The 17842-nt window shown below is 64.7% G+C and carries 14 protein-coding genes; 7 read left to right on the forward strand and 7 right to left on the reverse strand.

What is annotated here, in order from left to right; genetic code table 11:
* Window positions 1–4 precede the first annotated feature (4 nt).
* Entirely contained in the window at window positions 5–319 is a 315-nt protein-coding gene (locus LOZ77_RS09725; RefSeq protein ID WP_230278984.1) for a helix-turn-helix transcriptional regulator, read from the reverse strand.
* 72 nt (window positions 320–391) lie between these two features.
* Here LOZ77_RS09725 and LOZ77_RS09730 point away from each other — a divergent pair, with 72 nt between their 5' ends.
* A complete protein-coding gene (locus LOZ77_RS09730; RefSeq protein WP_230278985.1) occupies window positions 392–1267 on the forward strand; it encodes an MBL fold metallo-hydrolase in 876 nt (291 codons plus the stop codon).
* Window positions 1268–1271: 4 nt separating this feature from the next.
* Here LOZ77_RS09730 and gor read toward each other — a convergent pair whose 3' ends face one another.
* Together gor and pgi are read right to left on the reverse strand one after the other, a co-directional pair.
* Window positions 1272–2633, reverse strand: coding sequence for a glutathione-disulfide reductase (gene gor / locus LOZ77_RS09735; protein WP_230278986.1), 1362 nt, complete (start codon window positions 2631–2633; stop codon window positions 1272–1274).
* Between the two features lie 73 nt (window positions 2634–2706).
* A complete protein-coding gene (pgi, locus tag LOZ77_RS09740) occupies window positions 2707–4254 on the reverse strand; it encodes a glucose-6-phosphate isomerase (protein WP_230278987.1) in 1548 nt (515 codons plus the stop codon).
* Window positions 4255–4376: 122 nt separating this feature from the next.
* Between pgi and lepB the strand changes: the two genes are divergently transcribed.
* From lepB to era, 3 genes are read left to right on the forward strand one after another with little or no spacing between them, the layout of a single operon-like run.
* Window positions 4377–5309, forward strand: coding sequence for a signal peptidase I (lepB, locus tag LOZ77_RS09745; RefSeq protein WP_230278988.1), 933 nt, complete (start codon window positions 4377–4379; stop codon window positions 5307–5309).
* An 11-nt stretch (window positions 5310–5320) separates the two neighbouring features.
* Complete coding sequence (gene rnc, locus LOZ77_RS09750; protein WP_370638080.1) at window positions 5321–6019, forward strand: ribonuclease III; 699 nt, start codon at window positions 5321–5323, stop codon at window positions 6017–6019.
* Window positions 6020–6024: 5 nt separating this feature from the next.
* Window positions 6025–7005 (forward strand): GTPase Era, encoded by a 981-nt coding sequence (gene era / locus LOZ77_RS09755; protein ID WP_230278990.1) that lies wholly within the window; start codon window positions 6025–6027, stop codon window positions 7003–7005.
* Between the two features lies 1 nt (window position 7006).
* On the opposite strand, the gene LOZ77_RS09760 is transcribed toward era, so the two are convergent.
* From LOZ77_RS09760 to plsY, 4 genes are all read right to left on the reverse strand, one after another.
* Complete coding sequence (locus tag LOZ77_RS09760; RefSeq protein ID WP_230278991.1) at window positions 7007–8440, reverse strand: MFS transporter; 1434 nt, start codon at window positions 8438–8440, stop codon at window positions 7007–7009.
* A gap of 128 nt (window positions 8441–8568) precedes the next feature.
* Window positions 8569–11172 carry a type I DNA topoisomerase gene (gene topA / locus LOZ77_RS09765; protein WP_230278992.1) on the reverse strand — a complete coding sequence of 868 codons (2604 nt, stop codon included), beginning with the start codon at window positions 11170–11172 and terminating at the stop codon, window positions 8569–8571.
* Between the two features lie 108 nt (window positions 11173–11280).
* A complete protein-coding gene (dprA, locus tag LOZ77_RS09770) occupies window positions 11281–12390 on the reverse strand; it encodes a DNA-processing protein DprA (RefSeq protein WP_230278993.1) in 1110 nt (369 codons plus the stop codon).
* Between the two features lie 24 nt (window positions 12391–12414).
* The gene (gene plsY / locus LOZ77_RS09775; RefSeq protein WP_230281834.1) at window positions 12415–12996 is read right to left on the reverse strand and encodes a glycerol-3-phosphate 1-O-acyltransferase PlsY; all 582 of its coding nucleotides are present in this window, start codon (window positions 12994–12996) and stop codon (window positions 12415–12417) included.
* 154 nt (window positions 12997–13150) lie between these two features.
* Between plsY and murI the strand changes: the two genes are divergently transcribed.
* The 3 genes from murI (at window position 13151) to LOZ77_RS09790 (ending at window position 17798) form a co-directional block, all read left to right on the forward strand.
* The gene (gene murI / locus LOZ77_RS09780; RefSeq protein ID WP_230278994.1) at window positions 13151–13966 is read left to right on the forward strand and encodes a glutamate racemase; all 816 of its coding nucleotides are present in this window, start codon (window positions 13151–13153) and stop codon (window positions 13964–13966) included.
* A 257-nt stretch (window positions 13967–14223) separates the two neighbouring features.
* A complete protein-coding gene (gene hemA, locus LOZ77_RS09785; protein WP_230278995.1) occupies window positions 14224–15444 on the forward strand; it encodes a 5-aminolevulinate synthase in 1221 nt (406 codons plus the stop codon).
* A gap of 266 nt (window positions 15445–15710) precedes the next feature.
* Complete coding sequence (locus LOZ77_RS09790; RefSeq protein ID WP_230281835.1) at window positions 15711–17798, forward strand: TonB-dependent siderophore receptor; 2088 nt, start codon at window positions 15711–15713, stop codon at window positions 17796–17798.
* Window positions 17799–17842 lie beyond the last annotated feature (44 nt).

Raw genomic sequence — 17842 nt, forward strand, 5'->3', positions numbered from 1 at the left:
CGCATCAATCCTCGCAATATAAGGCATGGAGCGTGCCGAGCAGCGTTTCGACACGCGGATCGGCGATGCGATACCAAAGCGTCTGGCTCTCGCGCCGGAAGGCCACCAGCCCCTCGTCGCGCATTTTGGCCAGATGCTGCGAACAGGCCGAAGAAGACAGGCCAACCGCCTGCGCCAGATCGCCCACGTTCATCTCGCCCCGCTCGACCAGCCTGCACAGCAGCATCAGCCGCCGGACATTGCCGATAGCCTTCAAAATTTCGGCCACATCGCCCGCTTTCGCTTCGAAACTGACAAGATCCATCGGGGTCTTGAGCATTGCGTTACTCCATTAGGTATTGCTAATTTAGTATATAATAATATATAGTCAAGCGAAGAACGGAGCGACCATATGACCCAGCCTATTATCGAGGCGTTTTTCGACGAACCGACCAATACGATCAGCTATCTGCTGGGCGACCCCGCCACACGAACGGCTGCCGTGATCGATCCGGTACTGGATTTCGATCTGGCCAGCGGCGAGGCAGACTTCGCCTCGGCCGAGCGCATCCTACAATTTGCGCAGGACCATGACTGGCGCATCGAAATGGTGCTGGAAACCCACGCCCATGCCGATCATCTGTCGGCCGCCCCGTTCTTTAAAACGAAGACCGACGCATGGATCGGGATCGGCGCGCATATACGCGATGTGCAGCGAATTTTCCGGCCCATTTTCGCCATGACCGATCTGCAGACCGACGGTTCCGACTTCGACCGATTGTTCGACGACGGCGAGCGTTTCGCGGTGGGCGAGCTGACCGTGACAGCCATGCACGTACCGGGCCATACGCCTGCCGACATGGCCTATCTGGTGGACGACACGGCGTTCGTGGGCGACACCCTGTTCATGCCCGATTACGGCACTGCCCGCGCCGATTTTCCCGGCGGCGACGCGCGCACTCTCTATCGCTCGATCCGCAGGCTGCTGACCCTGCCCGATGATACACGCCTGTTCCTGTGCCACGATTACAAGGCGCCGGGGCGCGAGGATTATCGCTGGGAAACGACCATCGGCGAACAGCGGCGGTCAAGCGTCCATGTGCATGACGGTGTAAGCGAGGACGAATTCGTCGCCATGCGCGAAGCGCGCGACGCGGGGCTGGCGGTGCCGCGCCTGCTGTTGCCGTCGATCCAGGTCAATATCCGCGCAGGCCGCTTTGCCGAGGCCGAAGCGAATGGCGTGCAGTATTTGCGGATACCGGTGAAATGGAAGGGAGCGCGGCTCTGACCCGCTATTTCAACAGGACCAGCTCTTCCGCCATGGTCGGATGGATGGCGACGGTGGCGTCGAAATCCTCTTTGGTCAGCCCTGCCTTTACCGCGACGGCGGCGGCCTGCATGATCTCCGCCACGTCGGGGCCGATCATGTGGATGCCCACGATCTTGCCCGAATTACCCTCGCAGATCATCTTGTACAGCGCCCGCTCATTCCTTCCCGCCAGCACGTTTTTCATCGGGCGGAAATCGGACAGATAGACCTTCACGTCGCCCAGCTTGTTGCGCGCCTCACCCTCGGTCATGCCGACGGCGGCGATGGGCGGGTGGCTGAACACCGCGCTGGGGATACAGTCATAGGATACGCTGCTCGGCTTGCCGCCGAACACGCTGTCGGCAAAGGCCTGCCCTTCGCGGATGGCGACGGGGGTCAGCTGCACGCGGTCGGTCACATCGCCGACGGCATAGATATTGTCGACGCTGGTTTTCGAGAAGCGGTCGACCTTGATCTCGCCCCGCTCGCCCAGTTCGACGCCCGCATTCTCAAGGCCCAACCCCTCGACATTGGGCACGCGGCCCGTGGCGAACAGCACGCAATCGACTTCCATATCCTCGTGCTTGGTCATCGACACTTTAAGACACCCGTTGTCCAGCTTTTCGATCCCGCGGAATTCGGCGTTGAAGCGGAAATCGATGCCCTTCATGGTCGAGATTTGCAGCAGCCGGTCGCGCAGGCTCTCGTCATAGCCGCGCAGCAGCTTGTCAGACCGGTTGATGATCGTGACCTTGCTGCCGAATTCGTTGAAAATGCCGGCGAATTCATTGGCGATATAGCCGCCGCCCGCGATCAGCACCCGTTTGGGCAATTCGTCGAGGTGAAAAGCCTCGTTACTGGTGATGCCGTGTTCGTGGCCGGGGCAATCGGGCACGCGGGGGCGGGCGCCGGTGGCGATCAGGATTTTGTCGGCAGTCACCGTGCGTCCGCCCGCCAGTTTCAGCGTATGTGCATCGACCAGTTCGGCGCGTTCGTCGAAAATCGTCACATCGTGATTGCCAAGGGTCTGGGTATAGAGGCCCGAAATGCGCGTCACATCGTCAAGCACCGTGTCGCGCAGTTTCTTCCAGTCGAAGCTGGCCTTTTCGACCGTCCAGCCGAATTGCTGCGCATCCTCCAGATCCTCGGCAAAATGCGCGCCATAGACCAGCATCTTCTTTGGCACGCAGCCGCGGATGACGCAGGTGCCGCCGATCCGGTGCTCTTCCGCCACAGCAACGCGCGCGCCATGGGCCGCCGCGACGCGCGATGCCCGCACCCCGCCCGAACCGGCGCCAATGACGAAAAGGTCGAAATCATATTGGCTGGCGGCTTGGTCGGTCATGAATCGCTCCTGATAGGTCGGAGGCGATATGGGCCGTGCGGGGCGGATTGCAAACCGTCCGCCCCGTCCGGCCTCACTTCAGACCGGCCGCCTCCAGCAAGGCTTCGGTGCTGGGGTCAAAGGGATCGCCCTTGCCGCTTTCGATCTGCCCGCTGATCTGATTTGCGATCTGCTTGCCCAGTTCCACGCCGAACTGGTCGAACGGGTTGATGCCCATCAGCACTGCGTTGCAGAAGGTGCGGTGTTCGTGGAATGCGATCAGCGCGCCCAGTGTCGCCGCGTCCATATCGTCGCACAGCATCGTCGCGCTGGGGCGGTTGCCGGGATAGCTGCGCGCCGGATCGTCGCTGGGCTTGCCCGCCATCAGCGCCGCGCCCTGCGCAAAACAGTTCGTCAACAGGATGCGGTGATGTTCGGGCGAAAGCTCGTCCCCCGGTGCGATGCTGGCGATGAAATCCACCGGCACCAGCACCGTGCCCTGATGCAGCAGCTGGAACACCGCATGCTGCGCATCGGTGCCCACCCCGCCCCATGTGATCGGCGCGGTCGGTCCGTCGACGGGCTGGCCGTCCATCGTCACCAGCTTGCCGTTCGATTCCATTTCAAGCTGTTGCAGATAATCGGGAAACAGCTTCAGCCTTTCGTCATAGGCAAACACCGCCCGCGTCTGGCAGCCGCGCAGCCGCGTATAAAGCTGGTCGGCAAAGGCGGCGCGAAGGCACAGATTGCCGCGCCCTTCGGTATCGCGGAAATGCACATCCACTGCCTGCGCGCCTGCCAGCATTTCCTCGAACTCGTCCCAGCCCAGCGCGATGGCGACGGGAAAGCCGATCGACGACCACAGCGAATATCGCCCGCCCACCGTCTCGCTGAACGGCAGCACGCGTGTTTCGTCGACACCCCATTCCACGGCCTTTTCGGGGCTGGCGGTCAGCGCGACGACGCGGCCATAGGGATCGGCCACTCCGCCCGTCCTGAGCCAGTCGAGCGCGCTTTCCGCATTGGTCATCGTCTCGATCGTGGTGAAGGTCTTGGACGCGACCGCGATCATCGTCGTTTTGGGATCACAGGCATGCATCGCGTCTTCCAGCGCGCAGCCGTCGATATTCGACACGACATGCACATCGATCAGCGGCGCATCCACATCGCGCGCCAGCATGGCCAGCGCACAGGCCGGGCCCAGCGCCGACCCGCCAATGCCGATATGGATCAGATGTTTGACATGGCCCAGTTCCTGCGCGCGGATCGCCTCTACCAGCAGCTTCATACGCTGGTGCAGCGCCATCGCTTCCTCGACGCTGGCGTCATTACCCACGCCGCGCTGGGCCGTGTGTTCGGCGGCACGCCCTTCGGTCGGGTTGGCGATGCCGCCGTTCAGCAGCACGTCGCGGCGACCGGCGAAATCCATCGCATCGGCCAGTTCCTCGAACGCGGTCAGGTGCGCCTCGTCCAGATGGGTTTTCGACCAGTCGAACAGGATCGAGCCTGCAAATTCCCCTTCGCCCCAGCCGATCCGGCCGGTCAGCGCCGACAGTCGCCGGGGGTCGGCAGCGAAAAGGTCCTGCAATGTCGGCGTGGGCAAAGTGTTGAGGCGGTCGCGGATCGCGGCGGCATCGGTCATGAATTCGGTCCCTCACTGGCCGTAGAATCAATGAAAGCGGCAGGTTTTCGCTTGGCCGCCGTGCGTTTCCTGCCCTATGCCGCGCTGCGATACCAGACCATCGGCAGGCGAAAACAGGTTACATGCAAATTTCCGGCTCCAGCAATAATGGCGAAAACGCGCCGCAGGGCGAACCCGTCGGTCAGGCCCCGGCAGGCGGCGATCCCTTTGCCAAGCCCGCCACCACGCAAAAGCCGAAGAAAGAGAAGAAGGAGGACAGCTTTCCCGTCTTCCTGCTGAAGCTGGCGGTGATCGTTTTCATCTTTCGCAGCTTTATCTTTTCGCCCTTCAACATTCCGTCGGAATCGATGCTGCCGCGCCTGTTGATCGGCGATTATCTGCTGGCGTCGAAATGGTCCTATGGCTTCACCCGCTATTCGCTGCCCTTTTCGATGCCGCTGATTCCGGGCCGCATTCTGGCCAGCACGCCCGAACGCGGCGATGTGGCGATCTTCAAAGCGCCGCCGAACCAGGCGAACGATTACATCAAGCGTGTGATCGGCCTGCCCGGCGACCAGATCCAGATGCGCGGCGGGCAATTGTTCATCAATGGCGATCCGGTGCCCAAAAAGCGGATCGACGATCTGTTGCTGCCCGTCAGCCAGAACATGATCGATGCATCGCGCCTGTCGGGCCGCGGTTCGGCCTGCGTCGACGCTCGGTTCGAGGAAGCGCAGCCGGACGGGTCGCTGACATGCCGCTATCCGCGCTATGTCGAGACTTTGCCCTCGGGTCGCAGCTATCAGGTGCTGGACCTGATCGACACGCCGCAGGACGATACCGGCGTGTTCACCGTACCCGAAGGCCATATCTTCGCCATGGGCGACAATCGCGACAATTCGGAAGACAGCCGTTTTCCGGCGCAGATCGGCGGCGGGATCGGCATGGTTCCGATGGAAAACCTTGTCGGCAAGGCGCAGATCATGATGTTCTCTACCGACGGTTCGGCCAGCTGGGTCAAGCCGTGGACATGGGTTTCGGCCACGCGCTGGAACCGCATTGGCGAGACTTTCTGACGGCAAAGGACATGACGGCAAAGGACAAGCACGACCGCATCGCATTCGAACAGGGGACCCGCGACTGGATCGAGACGCAGACCGGCGCGCCGCTGCGCGACGAATGCGTGTGGATCGCGGCGCTGACCCATGGCAGCACGGGCGAGGCATTCGATTACCAGCGGCTGGAATTTCTGGGCGACCGCGTGCTGGGCCTGACCATTGCGGAATGGCTGTATGAACGCACCGACGGGGCCGAGGGCAAGCTGTCCCAGCGGCTGAACGCGCTGGTCAGCCGCGCCGCCTGTGCCAAGGTGGCGCGCGCGGTCGGGCTGGCCGACCATATGCGGCTGGGCAAGCAGGCGCGCGCCGATGGCGGTCTGGACAGCGACAATATTCTTGGCGACGTGATCGAGGCGCTGATCGGCGCCTGTTTCCTGGAACACGGTTTCGAAACCGCCCGCGCCATGGTGCGCCGCTGGTGGGACGAAGCGGTCGAAGGGCGTGCGGGCCAGTCGAAACACCCCAAATCGGCCCTGCAGGAATGGGCCGCGGGCAATCGCCGCAAGATGCCGGAATACGAGCTGGTCGAACGCAGCGGCCCCGATCATGCGCTGCGCTTTACCGTGCGCGTATCGGTCAGGGGCGTGGGCGAGGAAACCGGCACGGGCATATCCAAACAGCAGGCCGAAACCGACGCGGCGGCCCGCTTTCTAGAGCGTCACGGATAGACACGATGGACGAGACAACGAACGAAACCGCCGCAACCACCCGCTGCGGCGTGGTGGCCGTGCTGGGCGCACCCAATGCGGGCAAATCGACGCTGGTCAACGCGCTGGTGGCCCAGAAGGTGGCGATTACCAGCCCCAAGGCACAAACGACGCGCGCACGCCTTTTGGGCATTGCGCTGGCCGATGGCCCCCTGAGCGATGGTGCGGGGGGCGATGGCGCGGGGACCCATGGCGCGGGTGGCGCGCCGACCCAGATCGTACTGGCCGACACGCCCGGTATTTTCGCGCCGCAACGCAGGCTGGACCGCGCGATGGTCAATGCCGCGTGGGAAGGGGCCGAGGCGGCCGATGCGATCCTGCTGGTGATCGACGCGGTGAAGCTGCGCCGGCACGAGCTGATGCCGCTGATCGAAGCGCTGGCTTCGCGCCCCGAACGCAAGCTGCTGGCGATCAACAAGGTCGATGCCGCGAAGAAGGATGCACTGCTGCTGCTGGCGCAGGAATTTGCCGAAAAGGGCAATTTCGACGAGATTTTCTTCATCTCGGCGCTGACCGGCGACGGCGTGCCCGAATTGAAGGCGCATCTGGCCGCGATGATGCCCGAAGGCCCGTGGCTCTATCCCGAAGATCAGGTGTCCGACGCGTCGCAGCGCCTGCTGGCGGCGGAGATCACCCGCGAACAGCTCTATCGCCAGCTGCGCGACGAGCTGCCCTATGACAGCGCGATCCGGCCCGAGGCCTATGTCGAACGGCCCGACGGTTCGGTCGAGATCCGGCAGCAGATCGTGCTGGGCCGCGAAAGCCAGAAACCCATCGTGCTGGGCAAGCGCGGTGCGCGGATCAAGGCAATCGGAGAAGCGGCGCGCGCCGAGCTGGCCGAATTGCTGGGCCAGAAAGTGCATCTGTTCCTGCATGTGAAAGTGCAGGAAAACTGGGCAGAAGACCGCGAGCTTTACGACGTGCTGGGCCTTGACTGGGTGAAATGATTCAGGTCCCGATCTCGGCATAGTCGGCCAGCCGCCGCTGCGCCCTGATCGTGCGATAGCGGGTGAGCGAGCATGCGCCCGCCAGCACCGAAAGTCCGATTGCAAGATAGAACGGCACCGGACCGAGCCCCAGACCCAGCCCCAGCATCAGGCCGGCCAGCGCCGCAGCATTGGCCTGTCCGAACAGGCGCGACGTCGACATCACACCCCCCGCCGCGGCCGCGCGGTCGCGGGGGGCACTGCCGATCAGAAGGCGCGAATTGGGCGGCATGAAAAACGCGAAACCGATCGCGCAGGCCACCAGCCGCCATCCCACATCGAAATAGCTGCCATCGGCGGGCAGATAGATGAAAGATACGAAACCCGCGATAAGGATCGACAGGCCGAACAGTCCCAGCTTGGTCGGTGCGATCCGGTCGGACAGCCACCCGGTGAACGGAGCGAATACAAGCATGGTCAGTGGAAAGGGCAGCAAAAGCAAGCCGACCCGATCGGGCGTATAGCCCAGCTTTTGTTCAAGGATGAAGGGCAGCGACACGGTTAGCAGGCCAGTCGCGCAAAAGGCAGCGATTGCCGCCAGTGCCGACAATCCCACCGCAGGCAGCGCCAGAATATCGACGGGCAGCACTGGCCGCGCCTGCCGCTCTTCGCGCCGGACGAGATAGAAGGCCGACCCGATACCAAAGAGAAATGCGGCGATCCCGGGCACCAGCGTCCCCTCATGTGCAGCCAGCTGCACCCCGCCGATCAGCAGCGCAACGGTCAGCGCGCTCCACACGCTGCCCGTGCCGTCCAGATCCGCGCCGGGGCGTGCATTGGGCAGGCTGCGCCCCAACACCAGCGACAGCAGCGCGAACGGCACGGCGACCACGAACACATACTGCCAGTCGAAATCGGCGATGATGTAACCGCCCAGTGTCGGCGCCAGCGCGGCAGAGGATGCGACCACCACCGAATTGACCCCCAACCCGCTGCCAAGGCTCTTTTCGGGATAGATATTGCGGATCATCGCCGATGCCACGGCCAGCGCCAGGCTGGCTCCCAGCGCCTGTAGCGCGCGCAGCACCAGCAGCATGGCAAAGCTGTCGATGAACCAGACCAATCCCGATGCCACGCAGAACAGGACCTGCCCTATCTGGTAAATGCGGCGGTGTCCGATCCGGTCGCCCAGTTTGGCAAAGGGCAGCAGCCCCATCACCATCACCAGCTGATAGACAGTAACCACCGCAGTCACCGCCCCCTCGCTCACGCCCAGTTCGCGCGACAATGTGGGCAGGGCGACATTGGCGATGCCCGAATCGAGCACGAAGAGGGCGGTGCCGAAACTGACCGCAACGATCGCCCAGATGCGGCGGGGCATCGGCAGCCCTTCGCCTTCGGCACGCTCGTAGGCGCTCTGGAGGTCGGCTTCGGATCTTGTCGTGGCTCCCGCCAAATCATCTTCCAATCGCAAATGCCGCATGTATCATGCGTGTTCCGATTACCCGCACGGGTCAAAGACGGCAGCGGCGGCAAATCGTTCCACTGCCGCTATCCGCGGCATGACCATCGGGCCGCCCGCGATCAGCCTTCGGCTTCGTCCGCCTTGGCCCCGGCATCCTTTGTCGGGGCTTTCTTTTTCGTTGCGGCCTTCTTTTTGGCAGGCGCCTTTGTCGCAGCGGTCTTTTTGGCAGCCGGCTTTTTCTTCGCGCCCTTCTTCTTGGCAGGGCCCTTGGCAGCGCGCTCGTCGATCAGGCGAATGGCGTCCTCGGCAGTGACATCCTCGGGCTTCATGTCGCGCGGGATGGTCGCATTGGTCGTGCCATCGGTGACATAGGGGCCATAGCGGCCCGCCAGCAGCTTGATCTCACCGCCGCTGGTCGGATGCTCCCCGAATGTCTTCAGCGGTTCGGCCTTGGCCCGGGCGCCGCGTCCGCCGCGGTTCTGCGCCTCGGCCAGCAGGGTGACCGCCGCATTCATGCCGGTGTCGAACACATCCGCCGTACCCGCCAGCTTCGCATATTTGCCGTCATGGCGCAGATAAGGGCCATAGCGGCCGATATTCGCCTCGATCTCCTTGCCCGTTTCGGGGTGTTCGCCCACGATGCGCGGCAGCGACAGCAACTTGACCGCCCATTCAAGGTCCAGCTCGGGAATATCCTTGGGGATCGACGCGCGCGCCGCCTCTTTCCCTTCGCCCATCTGGATATAGGGCCCGAAACGACCCGTCTTGCGCTCAATCGCAAGGCCCGTGTCGGGGTGCTTGCCAATCTCGCCGTCCGCGCCCTCGCCATCCTCTCCGGGTTGGCCGAAGCGGCGGGTATATTTGCATTCGGGATAGTTCACACAGCCGATGAACGCCCCGTTGCGCCCGCCGCGCAGGTGCAACTCGCCGCCTTCGCGCCCGTCGGCGATACATTGCGGGCAGGCACGCGGTGCCAGCCCGTCGTCGCGCGGGGGGAACAAATAATCGGCAAGGAATTCGTCCAGCGCCACGGTGATGTCGCTGGGCTTCTGCTCCATCACCTCGTCCGACTTGGGCTTGAAATCGCGCCAGAACGCTTCGAGCACGTCGTGCCAGTCGGCCCGCCCGCCCGACACATCGTCAAGCTCGTCCTCCATCCCCGCAGTGAAATCATAGGCGACATAGCGGGTGAAAAACCGTTCGAGGAAGGCCGTCAGCAATCGGCCCGAATCCTCGGCGAAAAAGCGGTTCTTCTCGGTCCGGACATAGTTGCGGTCCTTCAGAACCTGCAGCGTCGCGGCATAGGTCGACGGACGGCCGATGCCCAGTTCCTCCAGCCGCTTTACCAGGCTGGCTTCGGAATAGCGCGGCGGCGGCTGGGTGAAATGCTGCGCAGCATCGACAGACTTTTTCGCCGGTCGGTCGCCCGATTTCATCTGCGGCAACAGACCCTCGTCATCGTCGTCGCTCTTCTGGTCGAGCCCTTCCTCGTACAGGGCGAGGAAGCCGGGGAACTTCACCACCTGACCGGTCGCGCGCAGCTCGTGCTGGCCGGTGCCGTCGCGCAGGGTGACGCTGGTGCGTTCAAGGCTGGCGGCGGCCATCTGGCTGGCGAGAGCGCGCTTGTAGATCAGATCGTACAGTTTGGCCGCATCGCCTGTTCCGCCACGCGCCTTGGTAAAATCGGTGGGGCGGATCGCCTCGTGCGCTTCCTGCGCGTTCTTGGCCTTGGTCTGATACTGGCGCGGCTTTTCGGGCAGATAATGCCCGTCATAGCGATCCGAAATCGCCTTGCGCGCCTGGCTGATCGCACCGGGGTCCATCTGGACACCGTCGGTCCGCATATAGGTAATGAGGCCCTGCTCATACAGGCCCTGCGCCAGCCGCATCGTATGGCTGGCCGAATAATGCAACTTGCGCGCGGCTTCCTGTTGCAGGGTCGATGTTGTGAACGGCGGGGCGGGATTGCGGCGGACCGGCTTGGTCTCCACATCCTCGACCGTGAAGGCGCCGTTCATCACCGCCGTCTTGGCGCGGATCGCAATGCCCTCTTCGCCCAGCGACAGCTTCTCAAGCTTGTTGCCCTCGAACTTCACCAGCCTTGCATCGAAGCTGGTGCCGTCATGCTCCATCTGCGCGACGACCGACCAGTATTCCTGCGGCGTAAAACTCTCGATCTCGCGCTCGCGCTCGACGATCAGGCGCAGGGCGACCGATTGCACGCGGCCCGCCGATTTCGCGCCGGGCAGCTTGCGCCACAGTACCGGCGACAGCGTAAAGCCGAACAGATAATCCAGTGCGCGGCGGGCGAGATAGGCGTCGATCAGATCGCGGTCGAGGTCGCGCGGCTTTTTCATCGCGTCGGTCACCGCCGTCTTGGTGATCGCGTTGAACGTCACGCGCTCGACATCCTTGGGCAGGGCCTTGCGCTTTTTCAGCAGTTCCAGAACATGCCAGCTGATCGCCTCCCCCTCGCGGTCAGGGTCAGTGGCCAGGATCAGGCGGTCCGCCTCTTTCGCGGCATCGGCGATGGCGCGCACCTGTTTCTGCTTGTCGCCATACAGCTCCCAGTCCATCGCAAAGCCTTCGTCGGGCTTTACCGAACCGTCCTTGGGCGGCAGGTCGCGGACATGGCCATAGCTGGCCAGAACCTTGTAATCCGACCCCAGATATTTCTCGATCGTCTTGGCCTTGGCGGGCGATTCTACGATGACAAGTTGCATGTTACTTCAGATATTCCCGATGCGGGCAGGTGCTGTTCCTGCCCCTCTTACGCGTATACGCGCGAAAATGGGGATGGCTTGCGGTGGCCGTCAAGGCGGTTAAGACCCCTAAATCAGCGATACCCGCCCCCCTGCATGGCGCTGGATGCGCCCTGCAAGCTCCATTTCCAGCAGTGCAAGCTGAACCGCAGAAGGCGCGGCGCCGCTGGTGCGGATCAGCTCGTCCACCATGACGGGAGCGGACGAGATCAGCCCCGCGATATCGGCGGGGGCAGCGTCGGCGATCGTTTCTGCCGCTTCGTCCGGCGCCAGATGCGCGAACACCGGCGCTTCCTCGCGAAAGCGGCTGCGCGGGCTGCCGGTAAAGCTGTCGAGCAATTCGGCAATGTCCTCTGCCCCCTGCACCAGCACGGCCCCTTCGCGGATCAGATAGTTGCAGCCTCGCGCCCGTGCGTCGCGCGGATTGCCGGGAACGGCCATCACCTCGCGCCCTGCCTCTGCCGCGATGCGCGCGGTGATCAGGCTACCCGATTTGGGCGCAGCCTCCACCACCACCGTGCCTGCCGCCATGCCCGCGATGATGCGGTTGCGGCTGGGGAAATGACGCGCCTGCGGCTGGGTGCCGGCGGGTTGTTCGGCGATCAGCACGCCTTCTGCCGCGATGCGGTCCTGCAGGGCGGCGTGTTCGGGCGGATAGGCGATGTCGATGCCGCTGGCGATCACACCGGCGGTTGCCCCTTCGGCCAGCGCCCCTTCGTGCGCGGCGGCATCGATCCCGCGGGCAAGGCCCGACACGACAAGCCGCCCCTGCGCTGCAAGTTCACGCCCGAACTGCCGCGCCAGCGAGATCGCGGCGGCAGAGGCATTGCGCGCGCCGACGATGGCGACGGCGGGTTTCTGCAACAGCGCCAGATCGCCCCGCACCGTCAGGATTGGCGGGCCATTGTGCAATTCGGCCAGCAGCGCGGGGAATGCCGGATCGTCGTGGAACAGATAGCGTGCGCCTGCCGCGCGAACGGCGGCCACTTCCGCGCGCACCAAAGCTTCGGGCGCGACCTGTCCCTTCCCGCCCCCGCGCGAGGCCATCTCTGGCAAAGCCTCCAGCGCGGCGACCGCATTGCCGAAACGCGCCAGCAACTGGCGAAAGCTGACCGGCCCGACATGGGGCGATCGCAACAGGCGGATGCGGGCAAAAGCCTCTTCCTGCGAAACCGGCATGATGCTGGGTGCTGCCCTTCGCGCCTATTTTTTGCCGACGCGCGGTTCGGTGCCTGCCATTAGCCGCCCGATATTCGCGCGGTGCCGCCACAGCACGAATGCCGCCATCAGCGCCAGCGCCAGCGCATAATGGGGCCAGCCCAGACCATAGGCGGCGAGAGGGGCCGCGACGGCCGCGCTCATCCCGCCGGCGCTGGAAATGCGGGTGACCGCCAGCATGCCCAGCCACACCACCGCGAATGCCAGCCCGACCGGCCACGCCAGCCCCAGCGCCACGCCCATCAATGTCGCCACGCCCTTGCCGCCGCGAAAGCGCAGCCACACCGGCAGGCAATGGCCGATCACCGCGGCCAGCCCTGCCCAATGTTCCGTGCCCGGCCAGATCGCGCGGGCGACCAGCACGACCGTCACGCCTTTTGCCAGATCGAGCAGCAGCGTCGCCGCCGCCAGCCCCTTGCGACCGGTGCGCAGCACATTGGTCGCCCCCGTGCCGCCCGAACCGATTTCGTGCAGATTGCCCGCCCCCGCCATGCGGGTGAGGATGACGCCAAAGGGGATCGACCCCAGTACATAGCCGAAGACCAGCGCGGACAGCAGATCGATCATGGTCACGCGGGCACACTCCCAAAATGATGAAACCTGCCGTTAGCCGCTTGGCCGGTGCGGCTCAAGCGGCGGAGCGGAACGAAGCCGGGCCGTGCCCTTGCGGTCGCAAAGCGCCGTCTTGCCAGACCGCGCCCGCTATCGCATGGCATGGGGCATGAGCCAGACTGTCCCGACGATCCGCCCCGATGCCCCCGTGCTGGTGTTCGATTCGGGCGTCGGCGGGCTGACCGTGCTGGATGCGCTGCGCCGGATTTTGCCCGAAGCGCCCGTGATTTACGCCGCCGACAATGCCGGCCTGCCCTATGGCGAAAAGAGCGAGGCGGAAATCGCCGCCCGCGTCGCCGGATTGCTGGGCCGCATGACCGAACGGTTCCAGCCGCGCCTTGCCTGCATTGCCTGCAACACGGCCAGCACCATCGCGCTGGGCATGGTGCGCGACGTGCTGCATATCCCCATCGTCGGCACCGTGCCCGCCGTCAAACCCGCCGCCGCCGCCACGAAAACGGGGGTGATCGGGCTGATCGGCACGGGGGCGACGATCCGGCAGGCCTATGTCGACCGGCTTGAGGCGGAATTCGCGCAGGGCAAGACGCTGCTGCGCCTTGCCGCCCCCGGCCTTGTCGCCGCGGCAGAGGCCAAATTGCGCGGGCGCACGCCCGATCCCGCCGTGATCGCGGGCGTTCTGGCCGAATTCCGGGCCATGCCGGGCGGCGACAGGATCGATACGCTGGTTCTTGCCTGCACCCATTTCCCCCTGCTCGCGGAAGAGCTGGGAGAGGCGTTCGGCCCCGATGTCGCGCTGGTCGACGGGGCCGAAGGGATCGCGCGGCGGATCGCCACGCTGACCGGCGGGCAGGAATTCCTGCGCACCGGTCCCGATATCGCGCTGTTCACGCGTGCGGAACAGGGGCTGGCCTCACTGGAACCGGCGCTGGCGGCACGCGCCCTGTCGCGGATCGAGGTGCTATAGCCACGCGATCGCGGCGGCGTTGATGCGAAAAACGGGTCACACTCATCGCCAATCATGCTTTGCATGGCTGTGGACAATGCAGTAGGGGCTGTTCCCTGATTATCCGTTGGCCCTGTCATTTTCGGGGCCATGGGCGAGCGCGGCGCGCGAAATTGATCTGGCGCAATGCGTGCGGGGGTTGACCCTGACAGGACGGCAACCGGCCATCCTGCCAAGCGAAATCCGGCGGATGGGCGGCCACGGAAGAGCAATACGACGTGAACTACGACCAGATTTTCGACCAGGCGATCGACCGGCTTCATGCCGAGGGGCGCTATCGCGTGTTCATCGACATCCTGCGCAACAAGGGCGCCTATCCCAATGCGCGCTGCTTTGCCGGGCACAACGGGCCCAAGCCGATTACCGTGTGGTGTTCGAACGATTATCTGGCGATGGGCCAGCACCCCAAGGTGATCGAGGCGATGGAAACCGCCCTGCACGATGTGGGCGCGGGTTCGGGCGGCACGCGCAATATCGGCGGCAACACCCACTACCACGTCGATCTGGAAGGCGAACTGGCCGACCTGCACGGCAAGGAAGGCGCGCTGCTGTTCACCAGCGGCTATGTCTCGAACGACACCACGCTGACCACTCTGGGCAAGCTGCTGCCGGGCTGCGTGATCTTTTCGGACGAATTAAACCATGCCTCGATGATTGCGGGCATCCGCAATTCGGGCTGCGAAAAGCGGGTGTTCCGCCACAACGATCTGGCCCATCTGGAAGAGCTGCTGGCGGCAGAGGACGAGGCGACGCCCAAGCTGATCGCGTTCGAAAGCGTCTATTCGATGGACGGCGATGTCGCCCCGATCCACGCGATCTGCGATCTGGCCGAGAAATATAACGCGCTTACCTATATCGACGAAGTCCACGCGGTGGGCATGTACGGCGCGCGCGGCGGCGGCATTTCCGAACGCGATGATGCGGCACACCGGATCGACATTATCGAGGGGACGCTGGGCAAGGCGTTCGGCGTGATGGGCGGCTATATCGCGGCGGACAAGCGCATCATCGATTGCGTGCGCAGCTATGCGCCGGGCTTCATCTTTACCACCTCGCTTTCGCCGGTGCTGGTGGCGGGCGTGCTGGCATCGGTCCGCCATCTGAAATCGTCGAGCGTGGAGCGCGACGCGCAGCAGGCATCGGCCGCTTACCTCAAGGCTGCAATGCGCGAGGCGGGGCTGCCGGTGATGGAATCGACCACCCATATCGTTCCGCTGATGGTGGGCGATCCGGTGCGCGCCAAGAAGATCAGCGACATCTTGCTGGCCGAATATGGCGTGTACGTACAGCCGATCAATTTCCCGACCGTACCGCGCGGCACCGAACGCCTGCGCTTTACCCCCGGCCCTGCGCATACCGAGGAAATGATGCGCGATCTGGTCGGCGCTCTGGTCGAAATCTGGGACCGGCTGGAACTGGAACTGCGCGCCGCGGCTTAGCTTGTTCTAGCCCCTCAGACGCCGGGTGGGCCCCATGCGGCGCGTATGAATTCATCGCATATATTAGCACGCGCATTTGCGCTGGCGGGACTTATTTGCTGCCCGCCACAACGCTTTGCCGCGTGAGGGCCTGCGCGCAGCATTCGCCTGCCGGTCAGTCCGCCGATGCGCGCTGCGCGTTGCGGTCGGCTGTCGCTTACCGCTAAGCAGTCTTCGCATGCGCCGCGGCAATTCGCGGACAAATTCGGGAGCATGGCTTGAAACATATGGTGCGCGGGCACTTCCTTTCTGTGGCAGCCTCCGGCCTTGCCGCTGCGCTTGTGCCCGCCGTTGCGCTTGCCCAAAGCGCCCCTGCCGCGCCGAAAGAGCCCGATGTGCCCGCTGCCCCCGTCGAAGATGGCATACAGGAGCCGCAGGACACCCCCGCACCCATTATCGTCACCGGCAAGGGTCTTGATGCCAGCGTCGCCGCGCCCGCCTATGCCACGCGGCAGATCGGGCGCGAGCAGATCGTCGCGGCCGCTTCGGGCAGGATCGAGGATGTGCTGTCGTCGGTCGCGGGGTTCCAGCAATATCGCCGGTCCGACAGCCGCTCCGCCAACCCCAGCGCGCAGGGGGTCACGCTGCGTTCGCTGGGTGGCAATGCCACCAGCCGGGCACTGGTGCTGCTGGACGGGGTGCCGATGGCGGACCCGTTCTTCGGCTATGTCCCGCTATCTGCCATCGCGCCCGAACGGCTGGGCGCGATCCGCGTCACGCGCGGCGGCGGTTCGGGTTCGTTCGGCGCGGGCGCGCTGACCGGCACGATCGAACTGGAAAGCGCCGGTGCCGACATGCTGGGGCCGGTATCGGGCCACGCGCTGGTGAACGACCGGGGAGAGAGCGAGGCCGCCGCCGCCATCGCGCCAAGGCTGGGATCGGGCTTTGTCGAAGTCTCGGGCCGCTGGGACCGCGGGCAAGGCTTCTACACCACCCCTGCCGACCAGCGCGTCGATGCCACGTCGCGCGCTGCCTATGACAGCTGGTCGGCCGGCATTCGCGGTGTCGCCCCGATTGCCCCCGATACCGAAGTGCAGGCCCGCATGCTGGTCTGGCGCGATGATCGCACGCTGCGTTTCGACGGGGCCGACAGCGCGACCGAGGGGCAGGATGCATCGCTGCGCATCGTCGGGCGCGGCGAATGGTCCTTCGATGTCGTCGCCTATGTTCAGGCGCGCAATTTTTCCAACGTGGTGATTTCGTCCACGCGCTTTTCCCCCGTGCTCGACCAGTACAACACCCCCAGCACGGGCATCGGCGGCAAGTTTGAATTGCGACCGCCCGAAACGGCGGGGCACCAGTTGCGGCTGGGCGTCGATTATCGCAGCGCATCGGGCACGATGATGGAAAACGCGATCAGCGCCTTTACCGGCGCGGTCACCGCGCGGCGCATGGCGGGCGGGCGGAACGAGGATATCGGCATTTTTGCCGAGGATGACTGGACGCTGGGCGCGCTGGTGCTGACCGGCGGAGTGCGCGCGGACCGGACCGCGATCACTGGTGGCTATTACACGGCCCGCGATGCCGGTGGCAGCATCGAAACCGCCGAAACCTATGACGATCGCAGCGACTGGACCGTCACATGGCGCGGCGGGGCAGTGTGGCAGGCGGGCGATGGCATTGCGCTGCGCGGCGCGGCCTATCGCGGGATCCGCCTGCCGACCCTGAACGAGCTTTACCGGCCCTTCGTCGTCTTTCCCGTCACGACGCAGGCGAATGCGGCGCTGGGAAACGAGGAATTGCTGGGGTTCGAGGCCGGTATCGACCTGACGCCGCTGGACGGCATCCGCCTGTCGCTGACCGCGTTCGACAACCGGATCGAACACGCCATCGCCAATGTCACCATCGCGGAAAACCTGCGCCAGCGGCAGAACCTGCCCGCCATCGACGCGCAGGGCCTTGAACTCGATGCCGTGCTGGGCAACGGGCCGGTCAGCCTGACGGGCTCGCTTGCCTATACCGACGCGGCGGTCGACGGATCGGGCGATGCGGCTGAACTGGACGGGCTGCGGCCCGCGCAAACCCCGCGCCTGACGGCCAGTGCGACACTGGCCTATGAACCGTCGTCCGCGATGCGTCTGGCCGCGACCCTGCGCCATGTGGGCAAGCAGTACGAGGACGATCTGGAAACCGACGCGCTGCCAGCGGCGACCACATTCGATGCCTTTGCGCGGGTGCGGCTGGTGTCGGGCCTGTCGCTGGTACTGCGGGCCGAGAACCTGCTGGACGAGACCATCGTCACCCGCAATTCGGGCGGTTCGATCGACCTTGGCGTGCCGCGCACCGTGTGGGGCGGCGTGCAATTGGGTTTCTGACGGCGCGCGCGTTTTAATCCGTCAGGCGTTTCAACCCGGCAGGC

It is taken from the genome of Croceicoccus sp. Ery15, assembly GCF_020985305.1.
Taxonomy (GTDB): Bacteria; Pseudomonadota; Alphaproteobacteria; order Sphingomonadales; family Sphingomonadaceae; genus Croceicoccus.